Here is a 12,137-nt window from a genome sequence, read left to right on the forward strand (position 1 = left end):
ACGGAGGAGTGCGATGATGAGCGACGCCCTGCCCATGCTCGAGATGAAGGCGATCTCCAAGCGGTTCTCCGGAGTGCAGGCGCTCCAGTCGGTCGACTTCCGCCTGCTGCCGGGAGAGGTGCACTCCCTCATGGGGCAGAACGGCGCCGGCAAGTCGACCCTGGTCAAGGTCCTCACCGGCGTCCACACCGCGGACAGCGGGCACATCCTCCTCGAAGGCCGGGAGATCAGGCCGACGAGCCCGCTCGAGGCGCAGAAGCTCGGCATCAGCGCGGTGTTCCAGGAGGTGAACCTCTGCACCAACCTGTCGGTCGCCGAGAACATCTGCCTCGGCCGGGAGGGCTCGAGCCCTTACGCCCTCCGGTGGGGGGAGATGCACCGGAGGGCCGCCGCCGCGCTCGAGGATCTGAACGTTCACATCGACGTCACCGCGCCGCTCTCCGACTTCTCGCTCGCCGTCCAGCAGATCGTCGCGATCGCCCGCTCGCTGACCGCCCGGGCCAAGATCCTCATCCTCGACGAGCCGACGTCGAGCCTGGCCGAGGACGAGGTCCGGGTGCTGTTCTCGATCATCCGGCGCCTCAAGGCGCAGGGGATGGCGATCCTGTTCATCTCGCACTTCCTCGATCAGCTGTTCGAGATCTCCGACCGGGTCACGGTGCTGAGGAACGGGCAGCTGGTCGGCGAGTACCCGATCGCCGAGCTGTCGCGGATGCAGCTCATCACGCGGATGGTGGGGCGCGAGGTCCAAGACGAAGGTCCTAGCCGGTCCGCGCGCCCCCGGGCGGAGCGGCCGGCGGGCGGAGACGCGCCGCTCTTGCGGACGCGCGGGCTGGGCAAGAAGGGCTCGGTCCAGGACATCGACATCGAGGTGAGGGCGGGGGAGGAGCTCGCCCTCGCGGGCCTCCTGGGCGCCGGGAAGACGGAGACGGCGCGGCTCCTGTTCGGGGTCGACCAGGCGGATCAGGGCACCATCGAGATCGACGGCGCCGAGGCGCACATCCGCTCGCCGCTCGACGCGATCGCGCACGGGATCGCGTTCTGCCCCGAGGACCGGAAGGCCGAGGGCATCATCGGCGACCTCTCGGTGCGCGAGAACATCGTCCTCGCCCTCCAGGCGAAGCGCGGCATGTTCCGCAACCTCTCCCGGGCTCGACAGGACAGCATCGCCCGCGGCTACATCGAGCGGCTCGGCATCGCGGCGGCCGACGCGGAGGTGCCCATCTGCAAGCTGAGCGGCGGGAACCAGCAGAAGGCGCTCCTCGCCCGATGGCTGGCGACCGATCCGCGCATGCTCATCCTCGACGAGCCGACCCGCGGCATCGACGTGGCGGCCAAGGGTGAGATCATGGGCCGGGTCATGGAGCTCTGCGATCGGGGCATGGCGGTGGTGCTCGTCTCCTCGGAGATGGCCGAGGCGCTGCGCTACGCGGACCGGGTCGTCGTCCTGCGGGACCGGCGCCAGGTGGCGGAGCTCGACGCGGGCCAGACCGACGAGCAGGGGGTGTACCAGATCATCGCGGGAGGGCACGCGTGAGCGCGGCGGCGGCTTCCCTGCGCCGGCTCGCCGGGAGGAGCATCTCCTTCCCGCTGGCGATGCTCGGCCTGCTCCTCCTGTTCAACCTCATCAACAACCCGCAGTTCTTCGCGGTCACGGTCAAGGATGGCCACCTGTACGGCAGCGTCATCGACATCCTGAACCGCGCGTCGCCGCTCATGATCATCGCCATGGGGCTCACCCTGGTGATCGCCACCCACGGGATCGACATCTCCGTCGGCGCGGTCGTCGCCATCTCGGGCGCGGTCGCGGCCGCGCTGATCGGCGGCGAGCTCTCGATGAGCGGCGGGGCCGGCATGGCGGACGTGACCCAGGTCCCGCTGCCGCTCGTGCTCGCCGGCGCGCTTGGCGCGGCGGTGGCCTGCGGCATGTGGAACGGCGCGCTGGTGTCGATGGTCGGCATGCAGCCGATCATCGCGACCCTGATCCTGCTCGTCACGGGCCGGGGCATCGCCCAGCTCATCACGGGCGGCCAGATCATCACGATCTACTACAGCCCTTACCACGCCATCGGGAACGGCTTCTTGCTGGGCGTCCCGGCGTCGCTGTTCATCGTGGCGGGCGTGGGCGCCGTCCTCGGGCTCCTGGCCCGCAAGACCGCGCTCGGCATGTTCGTCGAGGCGATCGGCATGAGCCCGGTCGCCTCGCGGCTCGCCGGGATCCGGGCGCGCTCGATCACCTTCGCCTGTTATGCGGTGTGCGGCCTGTGTGCCGGCATCGCGGGGCTGATCGTGAGCTCGAACGTCAAGAGCGCCGACGGCAACAACGCGGGCCTGCTCTTCGAGCTCGACGCCATCCTGGCGGTGGTCCTGGGCGGGACGTCGCTCGCCGGGGGCAAGTTCACGCTGGCGGGGAGCGTCGTCGGCGCCCTCATCATCCAGACGCTCACGACCACGATCTACGCCGTCGGCGTCCCGCCCGAGGTCAACCTCGTGGTGAAGGCGCTCGTCGTCTTCGTGGTCAGCATCCTGCAATCGCAGAAGGTCAGGGGCCTCCTTGGGAGGCAGCGGGCCGGGAGAGTGGCCGTTCCATGATGGACACCGCAGCCGTGACGGGCAACACCGCAACCGTGACCAGGCCGTCGCTCCGGTTGAGCCCGAGGCACCTGCCCCTCGCCGTCACCATCGGCCTGTTCGTGCTCATGTTCGGCGCCGGATCTTGCCTGTTCGACGGGTTCTTCTCGCTGCAGGTGTTCCTCAACTTCTTCATCGACAACGCGTTCCTGGCGATCGCGGCCGTCGGGATGACGTTCGTCATCCTCTCTGGCGGGATCGACCTCTCGGTCGGCTCGGTCATCGCGCTGACCACGATGGTCTCGGCGTCGCTCGTCGAGAAGCACGGCGTCAGCCCGGCGGCGGTCATCCCGCTCGTCCTGGCCATGGGCGCGGGCATCGGCCTCGCGATGGGGGTGATCATCCACTACTTCGAGGTCCAGCCCTTCATCGTCACGCTGGCGGGCATGTTCCTGACCCGCGGGCTCTGTTACCTCATCAGCATCGACTCGATCACCATCCACGACGGCTTCTACGTCGCCGCCTCGTCGCACCGCATCCCGTTCCTGTTCGACACGTCGATCACCTGGAACGTGATCATCGCGCTCGTGCTGTTCGCCGCGGCGATCTACCTCGCGCACTACACGCGCTTCGGCCGCACCGTCTACGCGATCGGCGGCAACGAGCAATCCGCCATGCTCATGGGCCTCCCGGTGGGGAGGACCAAGGTGCTCATCTACACCTTGAGCGGGTTCTGCTCGGCGCTCGCGGGCGTCGCCTTCACGTTCTACATGGTGTCCGGCTACGCGCTGCACGCCGGCGGGATGGAGATGGACGCCATCGCCGCCGTCGTCATCGGCGGCACCCTGCTGACCGGCGGCTTCGGCACGGTGGTCGGGACGCTGTTCGGCGTGCTCATCTACGGCACCATCCAGACCCTCATCATGTTCGAGGGCACGCTCAGCTCCTGGTGGACCAAGATCGTCGTCGGGCTCCTCCTGCTGTTCTCCTGCCTGCTGCAGCGGCTCTTCGAGCGGCGCCTGGCCGGCGGGACGCCGAAGAGGCCATGACGACCGACACCGGCGAGCTGCGGTATCGCTCTCATGGCCGGACCTGCGCCGGAGCCAGCTACGACTTGAACGGGTAAAGCCTCGGACGGCTCACGGATTCGAGGTGGCCCTGGCGAAGAGCTGGGCCACTGACGGCGGCACCCCGTCCGGCGCAGTCGCCTCGCTCCCCAGCTCGACGTCCGGCCGGACGCCGACCGCGTGGATCGCCTCCCCGCCCGGCAGGACCATCATCGCCGCCGGCGCGAGCACCGGCGCGCGCTCCGCCGGATCGACCGCGACCTTCAGCGCCGTCCCCTTGCCGTACGTCCGCTCCCCCGCGACGATCGCCCGCCCGTGCCACTGCAGGCTGCCGGCGAAGAGCTCCGCCGCGGACGCCGTGCCGCGATTCACCAGGATCCACAGCGGCGCGCGGCACGGGTTCCGGTGGCTCGACCGGTACACGACCTCGTCGCCGTCCGCGTCGATCGCCCGCGCGAGGACGCTCCCCGGCTCCAAGAAGTCGCCCGCGAGCTCGCGGAACGCCGTGAGCTCCCCGCCGGGGTTGTCGCGCAGATCGAGCACGAGCGTCTCCAGTCCCTCCGCCTCGAGCGCGCCGATCTCCGTGTGGACCCGGGCCGGCACGTCCAGCGAGAGCCGGCGGATGCGCAGGTAGCCGACCCCCGGCGCGAGCCAAGCGGTCTCCACGGGCGACGCGCTCCCGCAGGGGTGGAGCGACGCGACCGTCGCGTCGACGTCCGAAAGGAGCGGGGCGTCGGCGGGACGGGCGCCGCCCGCGCTCTCCGACTTGTAGGCGAAGAACACGTTCACCCTGCTCGGCAACACCTGGATGCCGAGGATGCAGTTGAAGTTGTTGCCGATCCTCATGCACAGCAGCATCGTCCCCGGAAGGAAGTTGATGAGGATCTTGAAATAGCCGAGCGTGTACCGCGCTTGCCCCATGAACGTCGGGTGCAGCGTGCCCGCCTGATCGCCCGCCGTCATGGGGCTGAACGACCCCTGGTGCACGGCGGCCGCCATCGAGAGCCACACGTTGAACGAGAACGGGAACTTCATCGCGTTCGGGCTGAAGTTGGGGAAGGGGAACAGGCCGAGCACCGGCGACAGGCACACGTCCGGAAAACCGGCGCTCAGGCCGACCGCCTTGTTGTTCGCAGGGAGCATCGCGCGGCCTCCTAGCCCAAGAGGATCTGCTTGCCGTTCACCGTGACCGTCTCCTCGGTCAGGATCGTGGCGTTCTTCGCCTTCGTGAACGAGGTCTTCTCCACCACCGTGTGCGACTCGCTGGCCTGGACGCTCAGGAGCGCGCTCACCCGCTGGTAGACCGACGTGAACTTCTGGACCACGGCGTCGGCCACCATCCGGATCTTGCCGGCCTGCACCTCGAGCTCCGGCCCCCGGATCTCGACGCCCTTGTCGCCGCACAGCGAGAGCGCGCCCTCCCGCGCGTGCACCGCCACGTCGCCCTGGAGCGACAGGACCGACCGCCCCCGCCCGTGGAGCACGCCGATCGCGTAATACGCGTCGTCCCGCCCGATGACGAGCAGCGTGTCGTCCAGCGCGGGCTCGTACGGCAGCGCGAGCGCCATCTGGACCGCGACCGGCTGGCCGCCCGGCAGCTCCACCGCGATCGCCCCCGCCTCCGCCGAGGTGACCCGCGCCGGGCCCAGGTACTCCCGCGGGAGCGCCGCGGCCGGGCCCGCCTCGCCCTCCGCCGCGGCGCCGGCCCGCGCCAGGCCGATCCTGGGCAGCTCGGCGCCCCGGCCGCGCGCGGCGTGCTCCTCGCCCGCCGGCGCGTCCACCCGCACGGCCGCCGCGCGATCGCTCTCCTTCATGGCTCCCATCGACATGGCTCCTCCTCTACGAGCGCCGCTCGGGCGGCATCCAGGCCTCGGCCTCCAGCCGGTCCACGTCCGTGCGCCTCGCCGTGGCGAGGTTCGCGTCGAGATAACGCGCCTTCTCGTCGCGGATATGGTGCAGGTTCGCCCACGTCAGGTCCGCGCCGGTGAAGTCGGCGCCGGTGACGTCCGCGTGCGAGAAATCCGCGTAGTTCGCCCTGACGCCCACGAACAGCGCCCCGGCCGCGCGGGCCTCGGTTAGCAGCGACTCCCGGAGATCGGACCCCGCGAGGTTCGCCCCCGCGAGATCGGCTTTCACGAAGATCGCGTTGCGGAGCATCGCCTGCGTCAACACGGCCCCGGCGAGGGTGCCCTCGCCGAAGAAGGCGGCCTTCGCCATGGCGCCCGACAGGGTGGCGTGCCGCAGGTTCGCCTCCTTGAAGTTCGCGTTGGCCAGGATGGCGCCCTCCAGGCGGGTGCGCTCCAGGTTGCACGCGGTGAAATCGCAGTTCGACAGGTCGCACCCCGACAGGTCCATCCCCGAGAGGTTGCCGAGCGCGAAGAAGCACCGCGAGATGGTCAGCCCGGCGAGCGACGTGCGGGTCAGGTCCACGCCGGAGAAGTCCACGCAATCGAAGATCGCCTTCTCGAAGCGGATGCCCTCCACGCGGGCGAGCCGCAGCGTGGTCTGCGAGACGAGCGCGCGGGTCAGGTCCGCGCCCGAGAGGTCCGCCCGCTCCAGGACGCAGCGCACGAGCCGCGACGCGGACAGGTTCGCCCCGGTGAGGTCGGCCTCGGTGAAGACGACCATCTCGAGGTCCTTGCCCGAGAGATCCGCGCCCGGCAGCCGCGCCCGGTACAGCATGCACGACCTCAGCGTCGCGCCCCGGAAGTCCGCGCCGGTGAGGTCGCAGTTCGCGAGCGTCGTCTGGTCGAGCGTCGCGCCCCGGAAGCTCGCGCCGCGGAGGTTCGTGCCCTGGAGCGACGACAGCGTGAGGTTCGCGTTCTCGAAGCTCACCCCGGCGAAGTCCATCTCCTCCAGCGCCGCGCCCGCGAGGTCCGCGCCGGAGAGGTCGAGCCGGCCGAGGCGCGCGCCGTCGAACACGGTCTTCGTGAGCTTCTTCGGGAGCACGGCCTCCCGGAGATCGGCCTTCAGGAACACCACCGTGTCGAGCTGGGCGCCCGAGAGATCCACCCGCCGGAGGCTCGCCTCGGCGAACGACGAGCCCTCGATCCGCGCCTGCACCAGCGAGGCGCCCGAGAGGTCCGCCCGCGCGAACGAGGCGTGCGCGAGCGTCGCGCCGTCGAGCGAGGCGTCCGTGAGGTCGGCGAGATCGAGCCGCGCGTTCGACAGGGTCGCCCCCGAGAGCTCCGCCCCCGCGAGCCGCGACTCGGCCAGGTTGGCCCCCTGGATCCGCGCGCCGCTCAGGTTGGCGCCGGCCAGCTGGCCGCGGACCAGGTGGGCCCCCGCGAGGTTCGCGCCGGAGAGGTTCGCGCCCGAGAGATCGCTCTGGGCCACGGCGGCGCCCTCGAGATCGGCGCCCGACAGATCCGCGCCGCGGAGCCCGCACCAGGCGATCTGCGCCCCGCGGAGGTCGGCCCCCGACAGGTCCGCGCCGTCCAGCTGCAGCCGGCCGAGCTTCGCGCCGCGCAGCCGCGCCTTGCGGAGGTCGGCGCCCCGCAGATCCATGTCCCCGAGCGCCTGGCCCTCGAGCGCCTCGCCCGCCTGGACCCGCGCCTTCAGCTCGTCCGGCGTCATCGATCCCGCTCCAGCGTCGAGCGCTTCAGGTTCGCCCCCCGGAAATCACAGCCGGAGCCGGATGTCTCGTAGAACTTGGCATCATAGAGGTTCGCATCGACGAACTTCGCCTCCGGGACGAGCGACTTGTGCAGGTCCGCGTCGAACAGGTTGGCGCGCGTGAAATCGGCCCGCGTGAGGTTCGCCCGGTCGAACCGGGCTCCGCGCGCGTTGGCGCCGAAGAAGCTCGCCCCGTCGGCCACGGCCTCGGTGAAGTGGGCGCTCGTCAGCACGGCGAGGCTGAAGTCCGCGCCGGTGACGGTCGCGCCTAGCCACACGCTGCCCTCGCCGCGCGCGCCTGCGAACACGGCCTTTCGCAGATCGGAGCCGGAGAAGCTCGAGCCGGCGAGGCTCGCGCCCGCGAACGTGGCGGAGGCCGCGCTCACCTTCGACACGAAGCACCGCGTGAGCGAGGCCTGGGACAGGTCCGCGCGCTCCAGCACGGTGCCCTCCAGGTACGCCGTGGTCCACCTGGCCCCCCGCGCGACGGCCCCGGTCATGTCCGCCCGCGAGAAGACGATCTGCGCGCCCTGGCTCTCCGAGAGATCGGCCCCCATGAGCCGCGCGCCGTCGAACGAGGCGCCCTCCAGCGTGGCGCCGCGGAAGACGGCGCGCTCTGCCCACGCGCTCTGGAGCGTCGCGTGGCTCAGGTCCGCGCCCGTGAAGTCCGCGTCCCGCACGTCGGCGTCGAACAGCACCGCCTGCTTCAGCGTCGCGCGGGCGAGCTTCGCGCCGCGGAGGTTCGCGCCCGTGAGGATGGCGCCGGTGAGGTTCGCGCCGGTCAGGTCGAGGCCGCTCAGGTCCTGCTCGCTCAGGTCCTGGTCGGAGAGGTCGCTCCCCGGCCCGGGCTGCCCCGGCGGCCGCGGCGGGGCCGCGGACAGGCCCATCGACGCGAGCTTCGGGTCGCTCGCGAGCTTGTCCCACGCCGCGAGCGCCGGGACCTGCGCCCCGCGCGCGGCCGCCAGCGACTTCGCCTCCTCCACCGCCCGCGCGACCCGCCGGAAGGCGGTCCGGAGCTGCGCGTCGGTCACCACGGGCGGCGCGTCCGCGCTCGGCGGCGGGAGGGCCGGCGACGACCGCGGCAGGTTGCGCAGCGCGTCGGCGATCAGGCCGCCGAGGGCCTTCCCCCCCGGCACCGCGATGCCCGCGAGCCCCGCCATCGCCCGGCGGATCTTGTCCTGCTGCGGCTTGGCGGCGTCGCCGAGCCGCGCCTTGAGCAGCGCCGACAGCGGGTCGAGCCCGGACGCGTCCGGCGGCGCCGCCTCGTCGCCCTTCTTCGCCAGCGCCTGGAGGGCCTTCCACTCCTCCTTGAGCTCCGGCGCGATCTGCTGCTCGATCTCGAGCGGATCGGCCTCGAACCGCTCGAGGATCTCCCGGTAGTGCTCCGGCGGCGGCGACGGCCCGTCGAGCGGCTCGGAGGCGACGAGCGTGGTGGTGAGCGAGAGATCGTCGTCGGTGACCTCGGTGAGCCCTCGCCAGGTGAGGTACAGGGCCTCCTTGTCCAGGTCGGCGAGCAGCGTGTCGAGGTGCATCGGCACCTCGCGGAAGCCGCGCTCCGCGTCCTTGACGAAGACGCGGATCCTGAGCCCCGGGAGCCGCGACCGGAACACCTCGGCGTCCGGGTGGAGGTTCTGGAACAGGAGCTCCTCGTCCCCGCGCAGGTAGGGGAGCCACTGATCGGGCCGAGCGGCGTTGAAGAACGTCCAGTCGAAGTCCTCGGCGTAGTAGGGCGCCCGCTTCTCGCGGTACGACTTGCCGTACTGCTTGCCGACCCTGGCGCGCCGGTCGGGCCAGTTGGGCGACAGCGGCCCGAAGCCCGCGGGGGCCGGCCGGTCCGAGCGCGACAGCAGGAGATCGTCCGCGTTCTCGACGTTGGGGAGCTCGCGTGTCCCGTGGCCTTTGCCCACCGGGTTCAGCGGGTGTCCGGGCCCGCCGAAGCTGTACCGATCGCCGAGGGGCATCCGGTCGAAGGAGACCGGATCGCTCATGGCCGGCCCGAGCAGGCCATCCATCCACACCCGATCGCCGACCACGCGCAGGATCTTGGACCACGATCCGACGCCGAACCGCACCGGACACTCGGTCATGCGCGCCTTGCCCGGCGTGTGGCAGGTGCCGAGCAAGAGGACGTCGGCGTGCGGCTTGAAGTCGGCGAGATCGCTCGGATACAGGCACTCGCCGGTCATGTCGTGGTCGTCGTCGCGGAACACGTCGCCGCGCAGCGTCTCCTGCGCGAGCGCCGGGTGGCCCTCGGGCAGGGAGAGCGGCGCTCCGGGCCTCAGGTTGAACTTCGCTCGGACGATCAGGGTCATCTCCGGCTGGGGCGGCCGGCGCGAGGTGACCTTGCTGCCGAAGAGGAACGGGGTGAGGTTCTTGTTCGCCATCCGTGGGTTCGCCGCGCTCCTGCGTCACACCATGAGGTGGACGGCCGCGATGTTCGTGCGGACGGGCGCGGCCTTGCTCCGGTCCAGGGAGATCTTCTCGCGCGAGGGCCCCATCGAGAGCGAGGGGCCGATGCTGGCCTCGAGGGTCGCGGTCACGCTGACGGACGCCTCCAGGCCGACCGTCGCGTCGACCGTCGCCCCCACCGAGAGGGTCGCCTCCCCGCCGAGCGTCGCCTCGACCATCGCCCCGAGGACGACCTCGTTCACCACGCCGAGGTTGATCGTGGTCTCGATCCCGTCGACCACGGTCTTGCTGTTGCCCTGCGTGTAGGAGTCGGCGTCTCCGTACATCTCATCCTCGGTGTCGGCGCGGGTCTCCGAGATGATCTTGTCGGCGGTGGTCTTGTTCTTGATGGTCCCGGCCTTGGTGGTGTCCGAGATGGTCTCTTCGACCGTGGTGGTGGACGAGATCGACCCGGCCTTCATGGTGTCTTTCGACGGCCCCTCGACGGTCGTCTCGTCGGTCATCGTCGTGACGTGGGTCTTCGACACCATCGCCTCCGCCCAGGTCTCCTCGTGGATCGAGGGCACCGGCAGCTTCGCCGAGCCGGTATAGGACGAGATGCTCTTCGCCCACGTCCTGGAGACGATCGTGGGGTTCTCGGTCATCACCGACGGGTAGTCCTCGATCGGCGTCGGCGTGTCCGGGTCGCCGGTGCGGCTCACCAGCTTGCCGCCGTAATGGTACTCGTACGAGTCGCCGTGGTAGGTCGAGTGCACCTCGCCCTTGACGGTCGTCTCGCGGATCCGCCGCTGGCCGCGGGGGCCCTTCACGATCTCGATATCGCTCCGCCCCTGGAAGGTGATGCCGCCCTGCTTGATGCGCCCGTCCTCCACCTCCGAGCTGGCCTTGAACTGCCTTCGACCGAGGACCGTCATCGAGTAGGTGCCCCCGATGATCTCGATCTTGTCGCCCCGGGTCGTCGTGATCCGGTTGCCGTCGGTCTCGTCCCGCCACGTGTAAGGGTCTTCGGGCGTCGCGCCGATGCGCAGGTACGACGACATCCCCTCGCTGAAGTCGGGGACGTGGAGGATCGCGTATTTGCCATCGCCGGCCATGGGAGCTCCGTATCCGGTGGGCGCGTCGAGCGGGGCGCTCGCCGCCCTCAGAAGAAGAGGTTGAACGCCGAGAGGACCTTGTGCGTGAGCGCGATCTCGGTCTTGCTGGCGTGGAGCTCCACGCCGGCCGTCCCCACCTCGAGCTTGGGGCCGACCGAGAAGTCGACGCTCGCGGTCATGCTGAGCTCCACCTTGGCGCCGACGGTCACGTCGAGGGAGCCCCCGGCCGTGAACGTCACCTCGCCGCCGAGCGTCGTCTCGATCATCGCCCCGAGGACGACCTCGTTCACGACGCCGAGGTTGATCGTGGTCTCGATCCCGTCGACCACGGTCTTGCTGTTGCCCTGCGTGTACGAGTCCGCGTCTCCGTACATCTCGTCCTTCGTGTCGGCGCGCGTCTCCGAGATGATCTTGTCCGCGGTGGTCTTGTTCCGGATCGTCTTCGCCGTGGTCGTGTCCTCCATGGTCCCGTCGACCGTGGTGGAGGACGTGATCGACTCGGCCTTCATCGTGGACACCGACGCTTCCTTGACGGTCGTCTCGTCGGTCATCGACTTGGCGTTCGTCTTCGAGACCATCACCTCCGCCCAGGTCTCGTTCGTGATCGTGGGGACCGGCAGCTTCTCCGAGCCGGTGTAGGACGAGATGCTCTTCGCCCACGTCTCATCGATGATCGTCGGGTTCTCCGTGGGGATCGACTGGGGGGAGGGCGGGTTCGTGTCGTCGATGTAGTCGTCGGTGACCTGCAGCGTGGGGAACGTGTCGGTGCCCGTCTGGCTCTGCTTGATCTTGCCGTAATAATAGTCGTAGACGTCGCCGTGGTAGGTGGTGCGCACCTCGCCCTTGACGGTCGTCTCGACCACCTTCCACGTGCCGCCGTAGTTCTGCACCCACTCGATGGTGGTGCCGCCGCCGAAGGTCTCGCTGACCTCGGTGAGGTGCCCCCCCGAGATGTCCCAGCCGGCCTGGTGCTCGCCGCGGCCGAGGATGAGCAGGCGGTAATTGCCCCCGATCACCTCGACCTTGTCGCCCTTGGTCGTCGAGATCCGGTTGCCGTCCGAGTGATCGCGCCAGCCGCCCTTCGTGTGCAGCTTCGCCGTCTCGGCCTGGCGCTCGCCCTCGGGCACGAAGTCGGGCGAGCCGTCGCGCTTGCGCGTATCGTCGGTGAAGGTCTGAATCCGCTCCGCGAGGTCGTCGCCCGCGCTCTCGCCGAGCGGCGCGGCGGCCCCGAGGCGCAGGTACGACGGCTCCCCGCCGTTCAGGTCGGGGACTTCGAGTAGCGCGAACTTGCCTCCGGGCACTGGAGCCTCCGTGTCGAGCGTGATGGACGACGCAGGGCGTCGCCCCGTGGCGGGCTCCCTATCCTAGGTCACGGTGAGCC

General features: G+C 70.3%; 9 protein-coding genes. 3 read left to right on the forward strand and 6 right to left on the reverse strand.

Annotated features, from left to right (window positions below):
* Positions 1 to 13: 13 nt before the first annotated feature.
* From WMF26_RS11975 to yjfF, 3 genes are read left to right on the forward strand one after another with little or no spacing between them, the layout of a single operon-like run.
* Positions 14 to 1,537, forward strand: a complete 1,524-nt coding sequence (locus WMF26_RS11975; protein WP_437946223.1) for a sugar ABC transporter ATP-binding protein — start codon at positions 14 to 16, stop codon at positions 1,535 to 1,537.
* A complete protein-coding gene (locus tag WMF26_RS11980; RefSeq protein WP_437337236.1) occupies positions 1,534 to 2,592 on the forward strand; it encodes an ABC transporter permease in 1,059 nt (352 codons plus the stop codon). The genes WMF26_RS11975 and WMF26_RS11980 overlap by 4 nt, the downstream gene beginning before the upstream one ends.
* Positions 2,592 to 3,620: a galactofuranose ABC transporter, permease protein YjfF gene (gene yjfF / locus WMF26_RS11985; RefSeq protein ID WP_437954058.1), complete on the forward strand. Its 1,029-nt coding sequence runs from the start codon at positions 2,592 to 2,594 to the stop codon at positions 3,618 to 3,620. Before WMF26_RS11980 ends, yjfF begins: the two co-directional genes overlap by 1 nt.
* A 90-nt stretch (positions 3,621 to 3,710) precedes the next feature.
* Here the strand turns inward: yjfF and WMF26_RS11990 are convergent, their stop codons facing one another.
* From WMF26_RS11990 to WMF26_RS12015, 6 genes are read right to left on the reverse strand one after another with little or no spacing between them, the layout of a single operon-like run.
* Positions 3,711 to 4,781, reverse strand: a complete 1,071-nt coding sequence (locus WMF26_RS11990; protein ID WP_438000427.1) for a S41 family peptidase — start codon at positions 4,779 to 4,781, stop codon at positions 3,711 to 3,713.
* Positions 4,782 to 4,792: 11 nt separating this feature from the next.
* Complete coding sequence (locus WMF26_RS11995; RefSeq protein WP_438000428.1) at positions 4,793 to 5,467, reverse strand: DUF3540 domain-containing protein; 675 nt, start codon at positions 5,465 to 5,467, stop codon at positions 4,793 to 4,795.
* A 10-nt stretch (positions 5,468 to 5,477) separates the two neighbouring features.
* Complete coding sequence (locus WMF26_RS12000) at positions 5,478 to 7,214, reverse strand: pentapeptide repeat-containing protein (RefSeq protein WP_438000429.1); 1,737 nt, start codon at positions 7,212 to 7,214, stop codon at positions 5,478 to 5,480.
* Positions 7,211 to 9,637 carry a DUF2169 family type VI secretion system accessory protein gene (locus WMF26_RS12005; RefSeq protein WP_438000430.1) on the reverse strand — a complete coding sequence of 809 codons (2,427 nt, stop codon included), beginning with the start codon at positions 9,635 to 9,637 and terminating at the stop codon, positions 7,211 to 7,213. Before WMF26_RS12005 ends, WMF26_RS12000 begins: the two co-directional genes overlap by 4 nt.
* A gap of 24 nt (positions 9,638 to 9,661) precedes the next feature.
* A complete protein-coding gene (locus WMF26_RS12010; protein WP_438000431.1) occupies positions 9,662 to 10,756 on the reverse strand; it encodes a hypothetical protein in 1,095 nt (364 codons plus the stop codon).
* A 47-nt stretch (positions 10,757 to 10,803) separates the two neighbouring features.
* Entirely contained in the window at positions 10,804 to 12,057 is a 1,254-nt protein-coding gene (locus WMF26_RS12015; protein WP_438000432.1) for a hypothetical protein, read from the reverse strand.
* Positions 12,058 to 12,137 lie beyond the last annotated feature (80 nt).

The organism is Sorangium sp. So ce185, assembly GCF_051526825.1.
GTDB classification, from domain to species: domain Bacteria; phylum Myxococcota_A; class Polyangia; order Polyangiales; family Polyangiaceae; genus Sorangium; species Sorangium cellulosum_D.